General features: G+C 69.8%; 13 protein-coding genes and 1 pseudogene. 7 read left to right on the top strand and 7 right to left on the bottom strand.

What is annotated here, in order from left to right:
• Positions 1 to 12 precede the first annotated feature (12 nt).
• The 7 genes and pseudogenes from MMSR116_RS06840 to MMSR116_RS06810 all read left to right on the top strand — a co-directional run bounded on the left by MMSR116_RS06840 (position 13) and on the right by MMSR116_RS06810 (position 8,463).
• Positions 13 to 1,380, top strand: a complete 1,368-nt coding sequence (locus tag MMSR116_RS06840; RefSeq protein WP_010683425.1) for an MFS transporter — start codon at positions 13 to 15, stop codon at positions 1,378 to 1,380.
• 24 nt (positions 1,381 to 1,404) lie between these two features.
• Positions 1,405 to 1,935 carry a hydroxyisourate hydrolase gene (gene uraH, locus MMSR116_RS06835; RefSeq protein ID WP_010683424.1) on the top strand — a complete coding sequence of 177 codons (531 nt, stop codon included), beginning with the start codon at positions 1,405 to 1,407 and terminating at the stop codon, positions 1,933 to 1,935.
• Between the two features lie 35 nt (positions 1,936 to 1,970).
• Positions 1,971 to 2,324, top strand: coding sequence for a hydroxyisourate hydrolase (uraH, locus tag MMSR116_RS06830; RefSeq protein WP_010683423.1), 354 nt, complete (start codon positions 1,971 to 1,973; stop codon positions 2,322 to 2,324).
• 5 nt (positions 2,325 to 2,329) lie between these two features.
• Positions 2,330 to 2,848 (top strand): 2-oxo-4-hydroxy-4-carboxy-5-ureidoimidazoline decarboxylase, encoded by a 519-nt coding sequence (gene uraD, locus MMSR116_RS06825; protein ID WP_010683422.1) that lies wholly within the window; start codon positions 2,330 to 2,332, stop codon positions 2,846 to 2,848.
• An 812-nt stretch (positions 2,849 to 3,660) separates the two neighbouring features.
• Positions 3,661 to 4,745: pseudogene (locus MMSR116_RS06820) on the top strand (efflux RND transporter periplasmic adaptor subunit).
• Entirely contained in the window at positions 4,742 to 7,846 is a 3,105-nt protein-coding gene (locus MMSR116_RS06815) for an efflux RND transporter permease subunit (RefSeq protein WP_010683420.1), read from the top strand. Before MMSR116_RS06820 ends, MMSR116_RS06815 begins: the two are co-directional and overlap by 4 nt.
• Before the next feature lie 74 nt (positions 7,847 to 7,920).
• Entirely contained in the window at positions 7,921 to 8,463 is a 543-nt protein-coding gene (locus MMSR116_RS06810; RefSeq protein ID WP_039892857.1) for a TetR/AcrR family transcriptional regulator, read from the top strand.
• A gap of 246 nt (positions 8,464 to 8,709) precedes the next feature.
• On the opposite strand, the gene MMSR116_RS06805 is transcribed toward MMSR116_RS06810, so the two are convergent.
• The 7 genes from MMSR116_RS06805 to MMSR116_RS06775 all read right to left on the bottom strand — a co-directional run bounded on the left by MMSR116_RS06805 (position 8,710) and on the right by MMSR116_RS06775 (position 19,033).
• The gene (locus MMSR116_RS06805) at positions 8,710 to 10,017 is read right to left on the bottom strand and encodes an MATE family efflux transporter (RefSeq protein ID WP_244625612.1); all 1,308 of its coding nucleotides are present in this window, start codon (positions 10,015 to 10,017) and stop codon (positions 8,710 to 8,712) included.
• Between the two features lie 158 nt (positions 10,018 to 10,175).
• Positions 10,176 to 10,757 carry a PaaI family thioesterase gene (locus MMSR116_RS06800; protein ID WP_010683417.1) on the bottom strand — a complete coding sequence of 194 codons (582 nt, stop codon included), beginning with the start codon at positions 10,755 to 10,757 and terminating at the stop codon, positions 10,176 to 10,178.
• Positions 10,747 to 12,318 carry a DHA2 family efflux MFS transporter permease subunit gene (locus tag MMSR116_RS06795; protein WP_010683416.1) on the bottom strand — a complete coding sequence of 524 codons (1,572 nt, stop codon included), beginning with the start codon at positions 12,316 to 12,318 and terminating at the stop codon, positions 10,747 to 10,749. The genes MMSR116_RS06800 and MMSR116_RS06795 overlap by 11 nt, the downstream gene beginning before the upstream one ends.
• Positions 12,315 to 13,478 (bottom strand): HlyD family secretion protein, encoded by a 1,164-nt coding sequence (locus MMSR116_RS06790; RefSeq protein ID WP_010683415.1) that lies wholly within the window; start codon positions 13,476 to 13,478, stop codon positions 12,315 to 12,317. Before MMSR116_RS06790 ends, MMSR116_RS06795 begins: the two co-directional genes overlap by 4 nt.
• 16 nt (positions 13,479 to 13,494) lie before the next feature.
• The gene (locus MMSR116_RS06785; RefSeq protein ID WP_039892856.1) at positions 13,495 to 13,980 is read right to left on the bottom strand and encodes a winged helix-turn-helix transcriptional regulator; all 486 of its coding nucleotides are present in this window, start codon (positions 13,978 to 13,980) and stop codon (positions 13,495 to 13,497) included.
• A 76-nt stretch (positions 13,981 to 14,056) separates the two neighbouring features.
• A complete protein-coding gene (locus MMSR116_RS06780; RefSeq protein WP_010683413.1) occupies positions 14,057 to 14,845 on the bottom strand; it encodes an SDR family NAD(P)-dependent oxidoreductase in 789 nt (262 codons plus the stop codon).
• A 456-nt stretch (positions 14,846 to 15,301) separates the two neighbouring features.
• The gene (locus tag MMSR116_RS06775) at positions 15,302 to 19,033 is read right to left on the bottom strand and encodes a vitamin B12-dependent ribonucleotide reductase (protein ID WP_010683412.1); all 3,732 of its coding nucleotides are present in this window, start codon (positions 19,031 to 19,033) and stop codon (positions 15,302 to 15,304) included.
• Positions 19,034 to 19,243: the final 210 nt, after the last annotated feature.

Genomic DNA, 19,243 nt, shown 5'->3' with positions numbered 1-19,243 from the left:
GTAGGCCACGCCATGACGATCCAGGCACCGGGCGCAACCGACACCCTCCCCATCGCGGCGTCCAGCGCCCTCGACGACACCTACCGCCGCATCACGTGGCGGCTGCTGCCGTTCCTGATGTTCCTCTGGGTCCTGTCCTGGATCGACCGGGTGAACATCGGCTTCGCCAAGCTCCAGATGCTCGCCGAGCTGCGGTTCAGCGAGACCGTCTACGGGATCGGCGCCGGGATCTTCTTCATCGGCTACTTCCTCTGCGAGGTACCGAGCAACCTGCTGCTCGAACGGATCGGCGCGCGCAAGACCATCGCGCGGATCACCCTCCTGTGGGGCCTTTGCTGCGTGGCGATGATGTTCGTCACCACGCCGGCCTTCTTCTACGTGCTGCGGTTCCTGCTCGGGGTGTTCGAGGCAGGGTTCTATCCGGGGGTCATCCTGTTCCTGACCTACTGGTATCCAAGCGAGCGGCGCGCCAAGGTGTTCGGCCTGTTCATGTCGGCCTCGGCCCTGGCCGGCGTGATCGGCGGCCCCCTGGCCGGCGCGATCATGGCGGGGATGCACGGGGTCAACGGCTGGTCCGGCTGGCAGTGGGTGTTCCTGCTCGAAGGCATTCCCTCGATCCTCGCCGGCCTCGTCACCCTGATCTACCTCACCGACCGCCCGTCCAAGGCGGCCTGGCTGACACCGGAGCAGCGCGCCCTGGTCGAGGCCGACCTCGCCCGCGACGCCGAGGCGCTCGGCCCCCGCGAGCACCGTATCCTGGCCTCGCTGAAGGATCCCCGCGTCTGGCAATGCATCGCGATCTTCTTCTGCATCGTCACGGCGAACTCGGCCCTGACCTTCTTCGGGCCGAGCGTGGTCCGCGATGCCGGCTTCACCGATCCGCTCACCGTGGGATGGATCATGTCGGCGGCCTACCTGTGCGGCGGCGCGGGGATGATCCTCAACGGGCGGCACTCGGATCGGACCGGTGAGGCACGCCTGCATTGCGGCGTGCCCGCCTTCATCGGCGCCCTGGCGATCGCCCTGACCGGCTTCTTCATCACGGATGCGCCCGCCCTCGCGCTGGTCATGCTGGCGCTGGCGATCGTCGGCACGATGAGCGCGATCCCGGTGTTCTGGCAGATCCCCGGCCGCTTCCTGGCGGGTTCGGCGGCGGCCGCCGGCATCGCGCTGATCAATTCGGTGGCCAATCTCGCGGGCTTCGGCGCGCCGGCGGTGATGGGCTACCTGCGCGAGCATTCCGGCTCGGTCTCGACCGGCCTCTGGCTGGTGGCGGCGGTCGAGGCCGCGGCGCTCGTTCTGATCCTCGCCTTCGTCCCACCCGCGACGTCCGCGATGGAGCGGCGCGCCCGGGCGCGGGCGGCGCACGAGCCGGCTTGATACGATCGACAGGAGGAACGCGCTTTGGACCACACCTCGGACAAATACGTCCTGACGCGGCGCAGCCTCGTCGCGACCGGGCTCAGCGTCGCGGCCGCGGCCTCGACGGGCGCCGCACAGGCTCAGGGCACGCCGGCCCCGGCCGCCGATCCGGCAAAGCCCGGCACGCTGAACACCGCGCCCGTCTCGCAGGCCGGGTTGTCACCGCGCCTGACCATGCACGCCATCGACAACTTCCACGGCACGCCCGGTGCCGGCATGGTCTGCGACCTCGCGATGCACGACGGCGAGGGATACAAAGTTCTCAAAACCGTCACCACCGCGCCGAGCGGGCGGACCACCGACCCACTCCTGGTCGATGACGCCTTCAAGGCCGGCCGCTACGAGCTGGTGATGCACGTCGAGGAATACTTCGCGAAGTTCGGCGTGAAGCTGCCCAGCCCGAATTTCCTCGGCCTCGTGCCGATCCGCTTCCGGATCCGCGACGCTGGCCAGCGCTATCATCTGCCGGTGCTGTTCACGCCCTGGGGCTACTCGTACTACCGCGGCAGCTAGGTCGCCGGTCCCGCAACACCATCAGGAGATCCGCAATGGCCGGCATCACCACCCACGTGCTCGACACCGATCGCGGCCGCCCCGCCGCTGGGGTGCGCATCGACTTCTCCGTCCTGGACAACGGCCAGTGGCGGCTCATCAAGAGCGTCGTCACCAACGCCGACGGCCGCACCGACGGGCCGCTCCTCCCGGCCGACAAGGCCGAGACCGGTCAGTACCAGCTGGAATTCCACGTCGACCAGTATTTCCAGTCCCGACCCGGCACGTCGGAAGCCGACATCTTCATCGACAACCCGGTCGTGCGCTTCGCCGTCTTCGACGCCAAGCAGCACTACCATGTGCCGATGCTGTGCGCGCCGTCGAGCTTCACCACCTACCGCGGAAGCTGAGCACGATGATCGAGCTTGCCGACATCAACGACCTCGACCGCGACGCCTTCGTCGATCGCCTGGGCGGCGTGTTCGAGCATGCGGCCTGGGTCGCGCGGGCGGCCTACGACAAGCGGCCCTTCGCGACCGTATCGGACCTGCACGGGGCCATGATGGCGGCCGTGCGCGACGCACCGGCGAACGAGCGCCTGACCTTCCTCAACGGCCATCCGGAACTCGCCGGTCCGGAGGCGCGGGCGCGGGCGATGACGGCCGATTCCGCGCAGGAACAGGGAAGCGCCGGGCTCGACCGGCTCTCGGACGCGGATGCCGACGCCTTCGACCGCCTGAACGCCGCCTACCGGCAGCGTTTCGGTTTCCCGTTCATCGTCGCCGTGCGCGGCCGCGACCTGCGGGACATCCGGGTGCTGTTCGAGCAACGCCTCGGGCGCGCGCGGGCCGAGGAAGAGGCGACTGCCCTCGACGAGATCGCCGCGATCACGCGGATGCGGCTCGACCGACTGGTCCGCGATCCCGCGGGCTGAGGAGAGGGCACGGGCGAGCCAGCAATCCAGAACTGGCGTCCGCGCAAGGCTCCGGCGCGTCGTACGCGTCGCGCCTTCGGTCCGTGTATCTCGACAGGACGCAGATTGCCCGAGGGCAGACACGGCGAGGCCAAGCTCACCGCCGGCCTCGTCGCATCCGCGGAGCGATCTGGTCGGTACGGTGATCGGAAGACCAGCGCGCCTACAGGCGGCTTACGGACCTGAGCGCGCACGACCACGTCGCAGCGGACGCGTCGGCATCGTCCAGGCCGAAATGGGCGTCGCGCCGGGCCACACCGGCGATCTCTGTCTGCCAGATAGCTGCGAACGGATCGGGACTTGGTCTCGGCCACGCCCCGCAGGTCGAGCGGATCTGCCGGCGGCAGGGCTCGACGCTGCCAGCCGGGAGACCCGAGCGCGGCCCTTCCGGGATGGGGATGATTGACGCTCGCGACTGGGGCGGTTCACCGCGACCACGTTCAGTTCACGCCTTCGATCCGGCGCACACCCTCGATGGACGCGGGTCTATCCGAGCGCCGCCGGCGATCATCGCGGTCGCAATAGCGCCGTAGGCACCAACGGCCGATCCTCGCCGGCTTGTAGTCCCGACGCGCTCATGAGCGCGCCGCCGGACCGGCCCGGCTCATGATCACCCGACGACCCGTGAAGGGCGGGGACGCGCCGCGACGGCGCTCCAGAAGTGGAACCGCGCGTGCGACGCCGCACAGCCGGAAGAACCATTCGTTGACCCAGCACGCTCGACCATATAAATGATGTTTATCATTTTTAAGCGCTGACGACGGAGGCGCGTTATGGACGCGAGATGGCTGCTCGGGCTTCCTGCACTGGCGCTCGCGGCATGCTCGCCGGCCGAGACCGCCGTGCCCTCGGAGCCGCCGCTGGTTCAGACGGTTGCGGTCGCCCCGGCTACGGCTGGCATCGCGCGCTACACCGGCGTCATCCGCGCCCGCACGGAGAGCAATCTCGGCTTCCGGGTCGGCGGCAAGATCTTCGAGCGCCTGGTCGATCCGGGCGACCATGTGCGCCTCGGTCAGCCGCTGATGCGCCTCGACCGGACGGACTTCACCCTGGCACTGAACGCGGCGCGGGCCTCCGTCGAAGCGGCCCGGGCGCAGATGATCAAGGCCCGCGCCGACGAGGAACGCAGCCGCAAGCTCGTCGGCGACGGCTGGACCTCCAAGCAGACCTACGACCAGAACAAGGCCGCGGCGGACGCCGCCATCGCGCAGTTCGCCAATGCCGAGGCCCAGGCGAGCCAGGTGGCCAATCAGGCGGGCTATTCGGAACTGCAGGCCGATTCCGACGGCGTCGTGATGGAGGTGCCGACCGAACCGGGACAGGTGGTCGCCGCCGGGCAGACCGTCGTCAAGCTGGCACGGGACGGCGCCCGCGAGGCCGAGGTGTTCCTGCCCGAGGCGAGCCGGCGACTGGCCCAGGGTGCTGCGTCTGCGACGCTCTATGCCGAGGGCGAGTCCACCTATCCGGCCCGGCTGCGCGAGTTGTCCGCCACCGCCGACCCGGCCACGCGCACGTACCGGGCGCGCTACATCCTGTCGGGCGGGGGGAGGATGCGCCGCTCGGAGCGACCGTGACGCTCCGGCTCAAACCGGCGGAGACCGGGCGCACGGCGTCGGTCGATGTGCCGCTCGGGGCCCTCTTCGACGTCGGTCACGGCCCGGCGGTCTGGACCTACGACGCCGACACCAAGACCGTCAGCCCCCGGCCGGTCACCCTGGGGCGCATCTCCGAAGAGGGTGCCGAGGTCGTCGCCGGCCTGATCCCCGGCGACCGGATCGTGTCGCTCGGCGCGCACCTCCTCCAGGCCGGCCAGACGGTGCGGCAGGCCCCCGCGAGCCTGACGGGACTCGTCAGATGAGCGGCCTCAATCTCTCCGCCCTCGCGGTCCGGGAGCGTGCCGTCACGCTCTTCCTGATCATCGCGGTGACCGCCGCCGGCGTCTTCGCCTTCCAGAAGCTCGGCCGCGCCGAGGATCCGGCCTTCACGGTCAAGACGATGGCGGTCTCCGCGGCGTGGCCCGGCGCGACCACCTCGGAGATCCAGCGGCAGGTCGCGGACCCGCTGGAGAAGCGGCTGCAGGAGCTCGTCTACTACGATCGGGTCGAGACCACGGTCCGGCCCGGAATCATGCTGATGAAGGTCTACTTCAGGGACAGCATGCCGCCGGCCAAGCTGCAGGAGCAGTTCTACCAGGCCCGCAAGAAGCTCTCCGATCAGGCGTCGAGCCTGCCGCGCGGCGTGCTCGGCCCGCTTTTCAACGACGAGTTCTCGGACGTCTACTTCGCCCTCTACGCCCTGCAGGCGCAGGGCCTGCCGCATCGGCACCTCGTGCTGCGCGCCGAGGATCTGCGCCAGCGGCTGCTGCGCGTGCCCGGCGTCGAGAAGATCAACATCCTCGGCGAGCAGGCCCAGAAGATCTTCGTCGAGGTTTCCTACCAGCGCCTCGCGACGCTCGGCATCACCGGCCAGCAGTTGCTGGCGGCGCTGGCCAACCAGAACGACGTGACGCCGGCCGGCTTCGTCGAGGCCGATGGCCCGCGGGTCTATCTGCGGCTGGACGGCGCCATCGACGGCCTCGACGCGATCCGCAACCTGCCGGTGGCGGCAGGTGACCGCAGTCTCAAGCTCGGCGACATCGCCGAGGTGAAGCGCGGCTACGAGGATCCGAAGGTCTTCGCGATCCGCAACGACGGCGAGCCGGCCCTGATGCTCGGACTGGTGATGAAGCCGGGATTCAACGGGCTGGCCCTCGGCGAGGCGCTGAACGCCGAGGAGGTGGCGATCCACCACGAACTCCCGGCGGGCATCACCTTCACCAAGATCACCGATCAGGCGAAGGTCATCGACGACGCCATCCATGAGTTCATGGTGAAGTTCTTCACCGCCCTCTCGGTGGTCATCGTCGTCAGCCTCGTGGCCCTCGGCTTCCGGGTCGGCATCGTCGTGGCGCTCGCGGTCCCGATCACCCTCGCGGCCGTGTTCGTGGTCATGATGGTCACCGGCCGCGACTTCGACCGCATCACGCTGGGCGCCCTGATCATCGCGCTGGGCCTGCTCGTCGACGACGCCATCATCGCCATCGAGATGATGGTTGTGCGCATGGAGGAAGGTGCCGACCGCATCGCGGCGGCCACCCATGCCTGGAGCGCCACCGCGGCGCCGATGCTCACCGGCACACTCGTCACCATCGCGGGCTTCCTGCCCGTGGGGTTCGCCGCCTCCACGGCGGGGGAGTATGCCGGCAACATCTTCTGGGTGGTCGGCTTCGCGCTGATCATCTCGTGGATCGTGGCCGTGACCTTCACGCCCTATCTCGGCGTGAAGCTTTTGCCCGACATCAAGAAGGTGGAGGGCGGGCACGAGGCGATCTACGCCACGCCGAACTACCGGCGCCTGCGCCGCGTGGTCCGGGCCTCCGTCGACCACAAGTGGTTGGCGGCCGGCATCACCGTGGCCCTGTTCGCCTCGGCGGTGGTCGGCATGGGCAAGGTCGAGAAGCAGTTCTTCCCGAACTCCGAGCGCCCCGAACTCATCGTCGAGGTGACCCTGCCCACCGGATCCGCGTTCGCCAGCACCGAGGCGAGCGTCCGGAAGGTCGAAGCGGCCGTCCGGCAACTGCCGGAAGCGCGCGCGATCACGAGCTACATCGGTCAGGGCATGCCGCGCTTCGTGCTCTCCTTCGATCCGGAACTGCCGGACCCCGCCTTCGCGCAGATCGTGGTCCAGACTCCCGATGCGGCCGCGCGCGACGCGCTCCGCATCAAGCTTCGCAAGCTCGTCAGTGACGGGCACTTCCCCGAGGCGCGGGTCCGCGTGCTGCAGATCGTGTTCGGGCCGCCGATCCGCTTTCCCGTCGCCTTCCGGGTGGTCGGGCCGGACCCCGCGGTGATCCACGCCATCGCCGAGCAGGTCCGCGACGTGATGACGGCCAACCCCGATATGCGGCTCGTCCACCTCGACTGGGGCGACAGGACGCCGACCCTGCATCTCGCCCTCGACCAGGAACGCCTGCGCCTCATCGGCCTGACGCCCAAGGAGGCCGGCCAGCAGCTGCAGAGCTACCTCAACGGTACGCCGGCGACGCAGGTCCGTGAGAACCTGCGCACCGTCGACGTGCTGTTGCGTAGCCCCGGCCCCGAGCGGCGATCGCTGGGCGACATCGGGGACCTCACCCTGACCACGCATGACGGGCGCCAAGTCCCGGTCTCGCAGGTCGTCCGCCTGGAGAGCCGCACCGAGGACGCGGTGCTCAAGCGCTACAACCGCGAGACCTACATCCGCGTTCAGGGCGACGTGCTTGACGGCCGACAGCCCCCGGACGTCCACGCGCGGATCCATCCCCTGCTCGACCCGATCAAGGCGACGCTGCCGCCGGGCTACCGCATCGACACGGCTGGAGCGGTGGAAGAGAGCGCCAAGGCGATGAACGCGCTCGTGTCCGTCTTCCCGCTCATGCTGATCGTGACGCTCACGGTGATCATGCTGCAGGTGCGATCGTTCACCACCATGTTCATGGTGTTCGCGACCGCGCCGCTGGGGCTCGTCGGTGCCGTCCCGACGCTGCTCGTCTTTCACCAGCCCTTCGGCTTCAACGCGATCCTCGGCCTGATCGCGCTCTCGGGCATCCTGATGCGCAACACGCTGATCCTGGTGGACCAGATCCATCACGACCGCGCAGCGGGGCTGTCGGATTACGACGCCATCGTCGAGTCGACGGTGCGCCGGGCCCGTCCGGTGATCCTGACCGCGGCCGCCGCCATGCTGGCCTTCATCCCGCTCACCCACTCGGTGTTCTGGGGTGCGCTGGCCTACGTGCTGATCGGCGGTGTCGGGGTCGGGACCCTGCTGACCCTGCTGTTCCTGCCCGCGCTTTACGCCCTCTGGTTCCGGGTCGAGCGCGCGGCGCGCCCAGGAGCGGTCGCCGCCGCTGCGGGAGCGCCGCCCGGCCTCGCACACTGACGGAGCGTTCCCGGCGGCGTCTTCTTAAATGACGCCGTGCATCTATATAAGAGGTCTCATCGCAGGATCGGACCATGCCCCGCGTCTCGCAGGAACAGGCCAGACAGAACCGGCAAAGGGTCGTCGCTATGGCGGCGGCCCTGTTCCGCGAACGCGGTCTGCACGGGGTCGGCGTCGCCGACATCATGGCGTCCGCCGGGCTGACCCACGGCGGCTTCTACGGCCAGTTTGCCAACAAGGACGCTCTGGCGGTCGAGGCGTTCGATTCGGCACTGGCGGAGGACCGCCGGGGGACGGGCGACGCCCTCATCGCGAACTATCTGTCGACAGCCCATGTCCAGGATCCCGGAAAGGGATGCCCGCTCGCTGCGCTGGCCAACGACGTGGCGCGGGAGCCGCCCGACAGCCAGATGCGCGTCCGCTTCACGCGGGGCGTCGAGGGCCTCGCCGCTCTTCTCGCCGGGCTGACCCCGCGGCTGTCCAAGGGGCGGCGGCGCCAGCAGTCTCTGGCCGCCCTCTCGACGCTCGTGGGTGCCGTGGTCCTGGCGCGCGCCGTCAATGACGAGGCTTTGGCGAAGGAGTTGCTTGAAGCGGCGATCGCGTCGACGACACGTTGAGGTCGAGGCGGACCGTGTCCCACCGCGTGCGGTGAGCCTGTTACGGACGGGTGGGCGACGCTGATGGCGTTCGTTGATCATCGTCCACGCGGCACGCGCGAGTGACCGGGGTTCGCAATGTCTCGCGGTCTCGCCGAGCCAATAGCGCAACGCTGTTCCCGCCGCGCTCTCGGCTGGTCCAGACGATCGATCCCGCGGTGTCTTCACCTCGTCGCCACGTGCCGCACCGCCATCCCTGGCGGCCGGTCACGCCCGAAGCCGTGCCTGGGGCAGAGCGGTCGCATTCCCGGGGCGTCCAAGCCACGCCCCCGCTGCAAGTGCGCCTGCATTGACGAGGGCGAGGGCGGCGAGGCCGGCGCCGAGGGCGAGGAACAGGCCAGTCAGACCGTAGCCAAGGTGCAGGGCGAGCACGCCGCCGGCGAGCGCGACGGTGACCCGGAGCAGGCCCGCCGCCAGCGACCAACCAACCTGCCCCGCGCCCTGGGCGGCGAAGTACAGAGCGAGCCCGACTCCGAAGAGACCGTAGGCAGGTCCGACGAGGCGGAGATACTGCGCGCCAACAACCAGCATGGAGTTATGCGCGCCGAACAGGCGCAGCCAGACTTCAGGGCGGAGCGCGGCGCCGACCCCGATGCCTTCGGCGAGGAGACCGGCGATCACCGCCCCCGTCCAGGCCACCTGCCGGGCGCGGGCCGTGTCGCCTGCCCCCACCGCGGTCCCGACCATCGCGGCCAGCGGCGCCCCGAGGCCGAACACCATGGGCACGAGGAGGTATTCGAGACGGGCGCCGGTGCCGTACCCCGCGACCGCCGCGGGTCCGGCCACGCCGACGAGCCCGGTCGCCGTGGCAATGGTCACGTTCGTTGTGGCGCTGACGACGGCGGAGACGGCACCGATCCGCAGGATCGACGCCAGCGCCGCCCGCGACAGGGCTGGCGGCCGGAAAGGCGGATGCAGGACGCTGCGGCCCGACCACAGGTAAGCGGTGAAGACGACGATCCCGGCCGCGTAGTACGCGAGCACCGCGACCGCTCCGCCCACGACCCCGAGACGCGGCAGCGGTCCCAGGCCGAAGATCAGCGCGGGCGAGAGCGGGATGAGGGCGACCGTGCCTGCACACATCACTGCGGCTGGCAGCAGCATATTGCCGGTGCCGCGGATGACGGCGGCGAGCGCGTTGAACAGCCAGAGCAGCACGGCGCCGGCAAAGACCACGTCCGAATGGGCAAGCGCGGCCGTGAGCGAGGCTCCGCGCCCGCCCATGGCGGCATAGAGGTGCGGGCCGGCCAGGAGCGCCGCACCGGTCGTGAGAACCCCAAGGCCGAGCGCGATCGCCACCGCGTGCCAGACCAGGCCGTTCGCCTCCGCCAACCGTCCGCCGCCCAGCGCCCGCGAGACAGCCGACAGCATGCCGCCGCCGACCGCGCCGGCGGAGATCATTTGGACCAGCATCAGCATTGGGAAGACGAGGGCCATGCCTGCCAGGGCATCGGTGCCGAGACGGGCGATGAAGTAGGTCTCGATCAGGCCGGTCGAGGCCTGGGCCGTGGTCATCAGGACGTTGGGGCCGGCAAGCCGCAGCAACGTCCCTAGGACCGGTCCTCGAAGCAGGCGTTCCGTCCGCGTGTCCCGCTCGAAGGGCCTCCCGCTGCCTGGACCAGACGGACCGGAAGCGATCACGGATCCCGTCGATGGGCTCTGCCGACATCCGGTCATGAGTTTCGGGTCCGCTCTGCCAGGACCGGATCCATGGCCGGGGGCGGAGTGTCGCCCCGGCTCGGCGCGTCGAGGAGCAGGCAGGTAGTGCTCGCCGTTGCACAGAGGCGGCCCGTCACGTCGGTGAGTCTCGCCTCCGCCACCGCCTGTCGGCGCCCGGCATGGACGATCTCTCCCACCGCCAAAAGCGGCCCGGACGCGGCCGTGACCGCGCGCAGGTAGTTCACCTTGATCTCCAGCGTGGTGTAGCCGCGACCGAGGGGCAGCGTCGAATGAACGGCGCAGCCCATCACGCTGTCGAGGAGCGAGGCGAGCGCACCCCCGTGGACGGAGCCGAGCGGGTTGTAGAGATATTCGCCCGGCCCCATGCGCATCGTGACCCGTCCCGGATCGGCCGAGACGAGATCGATCCCGAGCAAGGCGATCAGCGGCGGATGTGGAACCTCCCCCGCCAGCATCGCCCGCAGGAAGGCGAGGCCGTCGAGGCCCTGGCCGGCCTTCGCCACGAGGGCGGGGTCGGACCATTCCACCAGGCGGCGGCGGGACGGCGCAGGGTCGCGGGCGGTTTCAGTGGGCATCGGCGACGGGTCCTTTGGGTGGTCCGACCTTGCGCATCAGCGGCACGAGGGGGGTGGCGAGGGCGAAGCAGCCAGCGATGACCACGAAGGCGTCGGCGTAGGTCATGGTCTGCGCCTCCCGGTAGGTGAGCGACCAGAGCTGCTTGAGCGCTGCCGCGTGGCCGTGGGCCGGGTCGCCGGAGAGCCCGGCCGCCATCCGCGCCTCAAGGCCCCCCAGGCTCGCGCGCATCGCCGGATTCGCCGGGTTGAGATGCTCGGCGAGCCGGAGGAAGTGCAGGTTCGTGCGGTCGTTGAGGATCGTCGCACAGGCCGCGATGCCGATGGCGCCGCCGAGGTTGCGCATCAGGTTGAACAGCCCGGAGGCGAGCTTCAGCTTGGCCGGAGCGAGACCGCCCAGGGTCAGCGTGACCGTCGGGGCGACGGCGAATTGCTGCGCGAAGCCCCGCCGCGCCTGCGGCCAGAGCAGTTCGCGCCAGCCCCATTCATGGGTGATCGGCGTGAACGACCACATGCTCAGGCCGAACAAACCAAGTCCGAACATCATCAGCCAGCGCAGGTCGATGTGCCGGGCGAGGATCGCGTAGACCGGGATCGCCATCACCTGGAACACGCCGGTGGAGAACACCGCGAGCCCGATCTGCAGGGCCGAGAAGCCGCGCACCCGGCCGAGGAACAGGGGTGTGAGGTAGATCGTGGCGAAGATGCCGATGCCGGTGACGAAGGAGAACAGGCAGCCGAGGGCGAAGTTGCGGCTCCGGAGGGCGGTCAGGTCGACGATCGGGTGGGCGTAGGTGAGGCTGCGCCACAGGAAGCCGGTCCCGGCCAGTCCCGAGATCCAGGCCGTCGCGCGGATGGTCGAATCCTCGGTCCAGTTCCAGCGCGGTCCTTCCTCGAGGGTGTATTCGAGGCAGCCGAGAAACAGCGCCATCAGGGCGATGCCGAGCCAGTCGGCGGTCTTGACGAGGGCCGGCTCCGGCTCGTCCACCCGCACCATCAGCGGCACCACGACGGCGACGAAGACCCCCGGCACGAGGTTCACGAAGAACAGCCAGTGCCAGGAATAGTTGTCGGTGATCCAGCCGCCCACCGTCGGACCCAGCGTCGGGGCGAGGGAGGAGAGCGCCCCGATCGTCGCGGCGGCCACCACGATCTTTCTGCCGGGGAAGAACGCGAAGGCCGTGGTGAAGACGGTCGGGATCATCGAGCCGCCGAGGAAGCCCTGGAGCGCCCGGAAGACGATCATGCTCTCGATGTCCCAGGCCCAGCCGCAGAGCAGGCTGGTGGCGGTGAAGCCGGCGGCCGAGGCGCAGAACAGCCAGCGGGTCGACATCACCCGGGCGAGGAAGCCCGACAGCGGGATCACGATGATCTCGGCGATCAGGTAGCTGGTCTGCACCCAGGCGACCTCGTCGGGGCTCGCCGAGAGCCCGCCGCCGATCTCCTTCAGGGAGGCCGAGACGATCTGGATGTCGAGGAGCGCGATGAAGAAGCCGACGCACATCACCGCGAAGGCGAAGACCTTCTGCGCCTCGCTCAGCGGCGTGGGGCCGGCGGCGCTCACCGGGTCAGCGCCCCGACGACGAGCCCGCCGGGCGCGGGCGCGTCAGCCTCCGGCGCGCCGCCCCGGCGATCGACCGAGGCCGTCACCGACAGGCCCGGGCGCAGGCGCCCGAGTCGTCCGCCATCGCCGTCGAGGCGGATGCGGACGGGCACCCGCTGGACGATCTTGGTGAAGTTGCCGGTGGCGTTCTCCGCGGGCAGCACGCTGAACTGCGCGCCGGTCGCCGGGGCGAGGCTCTCGACATGTCCGGCGAAGATCTCGCCGGGCAGGATGTCGGCCACGATGCCGACGCTCTGACCCGGACGCATCCGCGCGAGCTGGCTCTCCTTGAAGTTCGCGTCGACCCAGAGGCCGTCCGCCGGCACGAGGGCGACGAACCCGGCGCCGGGCGTGGCGTAGGAGCCCGTGCGGGCGCTGCGGTTGCCAACCACGCCGTCGGCCGGCGCGCGGATCTCCGTGTAGCCAAGGTTGAGCCGGGCGATGTCGCGCTCGGCCACGGCCTGCGCCCGGGCGGCCTCCGCCTGCCGGCACTGCGTGTCGATGACGGCGATCCGCCGCTCGGCGGCATCGAGGCCGGCCCGGGCCCTGGCGACCGCGGCGGCGGCCTTCTTGTCGTCGGCGTCCGCCTGCTGGAAGCGCTGCTCCGAGGCGTAGCTCTTCGCCGCGAGCTGACGGTAGCGGTCGACGTCGAACCGGGTGCGGGCGGCCTCGGCCTCGACACCGGTCAGGTCGGCGCGGCTTTGCGCGATGACCGCCTCCTGCAGGCGCCGCGTGGCCGCGAGGTTGAGGAGCGTGGCGTCCTGCCCCGCCACCGCCGCCTCCGCCCTGGCCAGGGCGGCACGGTAATCCCGGTCGTCGAGGCGGATGAGGACGTCTCCGGCGCGGACGCGCTGGTTGTCGCGCACCAGGACCTCGGAGACGACGCCCGCGACGCGGGGGGCGATCACCGTGACGTCGCCGCCGACATAGGCGTCGTCGGTGCTCTCGATGAACCGGCCGTCCTCCCACCAGAAGCGCCCGTAGAGCCCGGCTCCGGTGAGCGCCAGGAGAGCGATCCCGCTGAACGCCGCGCGCTTGCGCGACAGGCGCCGCTTCGAAGTTGCGCGGCGCTCTTCGCCGTCGTCCTTCGCGAACGCATCGATTGTCGCGGCCTCGCCCATCCCATGCCTCCCGGCGTCAGATCGTGGTGGGGCGCTCGAAGCGGCGCCGGAGCCTGTCGCTGGCGGCCGGCCCCGCGGCGACGCGGACTCCCTCCTCCAGGGAACGGCCCGTCCGCCGGTCCACCACGACCGGATCGACGGGCTGGCCGGTGGCCGGATCGGTCAGGATCACGCTCTCCCCCTCGGGGGCGAGGTGGCGGTTGCCCCAGGCGAACAGGGTCCAGAGCACCGGCCGGAAATCCCGCCCCTTGTCGGTGAGGACGTATTCGTACCGCGGCGGCCGCTCCTGATAGGGCCGCCGCTCCATGAGCCCGGCCTCGCACAGCGCCTTGAGCCGGCGGGTCAGCATGTTCGGGGCGATCCCCAGACTCTGTTCGAACTGGTCGAACCGGGTCAGTCCGTAGAAGGCGTCCCGCAGGATGAGGATGCTCCACCACTCGCCCACCCGGTCCAGGGACCGGGCGACGGGACAGGGCATCTGGTCGAAGGGTGTGCGCTGCATGAAGCCATGATCGCCGACTAACTTTCATGATGCAAGTGACTCGGCGCGACCCGGCCCGCACACCCCCAGTCACGCCTCACGCCGAGGCGCGGTAACGCTCCGCGGCGTGGGACTGCGCGAAGTTCGGGACCATCGCGATCCGCGCGGCTTCGAAGGCCGACCATTGGCCGGCATCCGGCAGGGGCGGGATCGTCACGTCCTCCCGGCGGTCGAAGCCCTGGAGCGCCGCATCCACGAGGTCCCCGACCTCCATCACGCCTTGGAGCGTGTTCACGTCGCGGCCGGACCGCTCCCAGATCTCGGTGCGCGTCGCCGCCGGAAGGACGGCCTGGACGTAGACGCCCTTCGGACCCAGCTCGCGCTGGAGCCCCTGGCTCAGGAACAGCATGTACGACTTGGTCGCCCCGTACACGGCCATGCCGAACTCGGGGGCGAGGCCGACGACCGAGCCGATATTCACGATGACGCCCGACCCCGCCTGCGCGAAGCGCGGCGCGACGGCGCTGGCGAGCCGCGTCGGCGCGGTGACGTTGAGGGCGACCAGCGCGGCGGCCGCGGCCGGATCCTGATCGAGGAAGCTCCCGTGCCCGGCCGCGCCGGCATTGTTCACCAGCACGCCGATGCGCGCATCCTCCCGGAGCCGTGCCTCGATCCGCAGGAGATCGGCCTCGGCCGTGAGATCGGCGGGTAGCACGTCGAGCGCGACACCTGTCTCGGCGCGCAGCCGCTCCGCCAGGGCCGTGAGCCGTGCGGCATCCCGGGCGACGAGGACGAGATCGTGGCCGCGGCGGGCGAAGCGGTCGGCATAGGTGGCGCCGATGCCCGAGGAGGCGCCGGTGATTAGGACGGTTGAGGTGTCGCTCATGGTCGGGGGTCCCATCTGCTTAACATGACGGTCATCATGTGAAATGAACATGATGACCGTCATGAAAGTGGTCAAGGCCGTCCGTGGTCCGGGCGGGTGAGGTTGCGCACATGGAGGTGGGCCGAGGGCAGGCCGCCGAGGCGTATGGGACGATCCGCCTTCGGGCTGTCCGTCTCGCGCCAAGCACGACGCCGCCTGGATCGCGGCGCCGCCCGGACGCCGAGATGTTCGTGCTTTGTTCCTCGAAGGACGTTGAGCGGGCCGGCCGGCCCGCTCAACGTCCATGATCGCTGCCGCTGCTGTCTACGAGCGAGGGCGCACGCAATCCGGTTCGCGTCGCCCTCGCGCAAGGTGGGGTAAGGGAGGGGGCTTCGGGTCGACGCTCCACTGGCGAAGCTCCCACCCCCTCCGACAGAGGCTGATCCTACCTCTCCGTCCCGCTTGCTCCCGAGCGTGTCACGAGCAGCCGGTGGTGCTCCCGCATGTGTCGCACTTCAGGCAGGTGCCGTTACGGACCAGCGTGAAGTTGGCGCATTCCGGGCAGGCCTCGCCGACGTAGCCCTTCATCTTCGCCTCGGCGCGGCGGTCGGCGACGCTCCGCTCCGCTTTGGCGAAGGGGAGGGTGTCGGCGATCGTCTCGGCCTGACCGGCCGCCGCTGGCTCGGCCTTCAACGCCGCGCTGCCGCGGATCGCGTGGACGGTGCCGCCGGCCGGGGCCGACTGTCCTGCGCTCGCCGCGCCCACGCCGAGGCTGGCGCCGGCCGGGCCGCCCTGGATCAGGGTCAGCCGGTCGGCCGAGCCGCGCAGCAGACCGCGCGACACGATCGAGGAGGCCGGGGCCGGCTTCGGACCCTCGCGGGTCGTGTCGCCGCTCTCTCCGCCGCCGATCACCGTGCCGCCGATCTCGGCGGGGCTGACATGGGCGAGGTCGGCGCGGCCGAGATACGAGACCGCCAGCTCCCGGAACACGTAGTCGAGGAGCGAGGTCGCGTTCTTGATCGCGTCGTTACCCTGCACGAAGCCGGCCGGCTCGAACCGCGTGAAGGTGAAAGCCTCCACGTACTCCTCCAGCGGCACGCCGTATTGGAGGCCGAGCGAGATCGCGATGGCGAAGTTGTTCATCAGGCTCCGGAAGGTCGCGCCCTCCTTGTGCATGTCGATGAAGATCTCGCCGAGGCGGCCGTCGTCGTACTCGCCGGTGCGCAGGTAGACCTTGTGGCCGCCCACCACCGCCTTCTGGGTGTAGCCCTTCCGGCGGGCCGGCAGCTTCTCCCGGGAGCGGATCCGCTCGACGCGCTCGATCACGCGCTCGACGATCTTCTCCGCGGCGGCGGCGGCCTTGGCGGCGGCCGGCGCCTGGATCAGCGCCTCGATCCCCTCATCGGCCTCGTCCTCCTCATCGGAGATCAGCGCGGCGTTGAGCGGCTGCGACAGCTTCGAGCCGTCGCGGTAGAGGGCATTCGCCTTGAGGGCGAGACGCCAGGACATCAGGTAGGCGGCCTTGCAATCCTCGACCGTGGCGTCGTTCGGCATGTTGATGGTCTTGGAGATCGCCCCCGAGATGAAGGGCTGCGCCGCCGCCATCATGCGGATGTGGCTCTCGACCGACAGGTAGCGCTTGCCGATCCGGCCGCACGGGTTGGCGCAGTCGAAGACCGGGTAATGCTCGAGCTTGAGGCCCGGCGCCCCCTCGAGCGTCATCGCCCCGCAGATATGGGTGTTGGCGGCCTCGATCTCCTTCTTGGAGAAGCCGAGGAAGGGCAGCAGCTCGAAGGTCGGGTCCGCGAGCTTCTCGGCCGGGACCTTGAGGGTCTGGGTCAGGAAGTCGTCGCCGAGCGTCCAGCGGTTGAACACGAACTTGATGTCGAAGGCCGACTTCAGGCCCTTCTCGACGGCCGCGATCTTCTCGTCCGAAAAGCCCTTGGCGCGCAGCGTCGTCGGGTTGATAGCCGGCGCCTGGCCCATCGAGCCGTGGCCCACCGCGTAGGCCTCGATCTCGGCGATCTCGGATTCGCGGTAACCGAGCGCCCGGAGGGCGTCCGGAGCGGCCTGGTTGATGATCTTGAAGTAGCCGCCGCCGGCGAGCTTCTTGAACTTCACCAGGGCGAAATCGGGCTCGATGCCGGTGGTGTCGCAATCCATCACGAGGCCGATCGTGCCGGTGGGCGCGATCACGGTGGCCTGGGCGTTGCGGTAGCCGTGCTCCTCGCCGAGCTTGAGCGCCCGGTCCCAGGCGGCCCGAGCGTGGTCGCCCAGATCGGCCTGCGGGATGTTGGCGTGGTCGAGGGCGACCGGCGCGACGTTCAGGAACTCGTAGCCCTCGGCCTCGCCATGAGCGGCCCGGCGATGGTTGCGGATGACCCGCAGCATCGCGTCGGCGTTCTCGTCATAGGCCGGGAAGGTGCCGAGTTCCGCCGCCATCTCGGCCGAGGTGGCGTAGGCCACACCGGTCATGATCGCCGTGAGGGCGCCGGCCAGGGCCCGGCCCGCGTCGGAATCGTAGGGCAGGCCCATGGTCATCAGCAGGCCGCCGATATTGGCGTAGCCGAGGCCGAGCGTCCGGTAGCGGTAGGAGAGCTCCGCGATCTCCTTCGACGGGAACTGCGCCATCATCACGGAGATCTCGAGCACCACCGTCCAGAGACGGTTGAGGTGCTCGAACGCCTCCACGTCGAAGCGCTTGGTGTCCCGGTCGTACATCGTCAGCAGGTTCGCCGAGGCGAGATTGCAGGCCGTGTCGTCGAGGAACATGTACTCGGAGCACGGGTTCGAGGCCCGGATCCGCCCGCCCGCCGGACAGGTGTGCCAGTCGTTCATCGTGGTGTTGAAGTGCAGGCCCGGATCCGCCGAGGCCCAGGCGGCCTCGCCGATCCGCTCCCACAGGTCGCGGGCCTTCAGGGTCTTGGTGACCTTGCCGGAGGTGCGGGCGGTCAGCTGCCAGTCGGCATCCGCCTCGACGGCGCGCAGGAAATCGTCGGTCAGCGAGACCGAGTTGTTGGAGTTCTGACCGGCGACCGTGAGGTAGGCCTCCGAATCCCAGTCGGTGTCGTAGACGGGGAACTCGATCTTGGTGAAGCCCTGACGGGCGAACTGCACCACGCGCTTGATGTAGGAATCCGGCACGGAGGCGCGGCGGGCGGCCCTGATCTCGCGCTTGAGGGCCGGGTTGCGCTCCGGATCGAAGCAGGCATCGCCCTCGGCCTCGCACTGCGTGCAGGCCTTCATAACCAGGGTCAGGTGCTTGGAGACGACCTTCGAGCCGGTCACCAGGGCGGCGACCTTCTGCTCCTCCTTCACCTTCCAGTCGATGAAGGCCTCGATATCCGGGTGGTCGATGTCGACGATCACCATCTTGGCGGCGCGCCGCGTGGTGCCGCCCGACTTGATCGCGCCGGCCGCCCGGTCGCCGATCTTCAGGAAGCTCATCAGGCCCGACGACTTGCCGCCGCCGCCGAGCTTCTCATTCTCCGAGCGCAGCATCGAGAAGTTCGAGCCGGTGCCGGAGCCGTACTTGAACAGGCGCGCCTCACGCACCCACAGGTCCATGATGCCGCCGTCGTTGACGAGGTCGTCCTGGACCGACTGGATGAAGCAGGCATGCGGCTGCGGATGCTCGTAGGCCGAGGCCGACTTGGTCAGCACGCCGGTCTGCGGGTCGCAGTAATAGTGGCCCTGGCTCGGGCCATCGATGCCGTAGGCCCAGTGCAGGCCGGTGTTGAACCATTGCGGCGAGTTCGGCGCCACCATCTGGCGGGCCAGCATGAAGCGCAGCTCGTCCATGAAGGCCGAGGCCGCCTCCTCCGAGGAGAAGTAGCCGCCCTTCCAGCCCCAGTAGGTCCAGCAGCCGGCGAGCCGGTCGAAGACCTGCGTGGCGGAGGATTCGGAGACGAAGCGCTCGTCCTCGGGGAGCTCGGCCAGGGCCGCGTCGTCCGGAACCGAGCGCCACAGGAACGACGGGACCGCGTTCTCCTCGACCTTGCGCAGCCGCGCCGGGACGCCCGCCTTGCGGAAGTACTTCTGGGCGAGCACGTCGCTCGCCACCTGGCTCCAGCTCTCCGGGACATCGATGCCGTCGAGACGGAAGACCACCGACCCGTCAGGATTGCGGATCTCGCTCAACGCCTTGCGGAAGGGGATGCCGGCGTAGGGCGACTGACCGGCCGTGGTGTAGCGACGCTCGAACCGCATGAAACACACCTCTCCCGACGGGACGCGACGGTCCCGGCCCCGTGCGACACGGGGTCATTGCCCGATCATGGGATGCGGACCCGGCCGCGGCCGGGGGCCGGGCGCGTGTCGGATACGCGATCGAATCTTGAAGCGGTCGCCCCTGCCCAACGCGCCACTCCGGGGCGCGACCGATGCCGGGAGATTAACGCCGCCTCCGCTCTCACGTCA

Source organism: Methylobacterium mesophilicum SR1.6/6 (assembly GCF_000364445.2).
In the GTDB taxonomy this organism is placed as follows: Bacteria; Pseudomonadota; Alphaproteobacteria; order Rhizobiales; family Beijerinckiaceae; genus Methylobacterium; species Methylobacterium mesophilicum_A.
The sequence above is the reverse complement of the archived record's forward strand: the minus strand, read 5'-3'. Positions and strand labels throughout refer to the sequence as shown.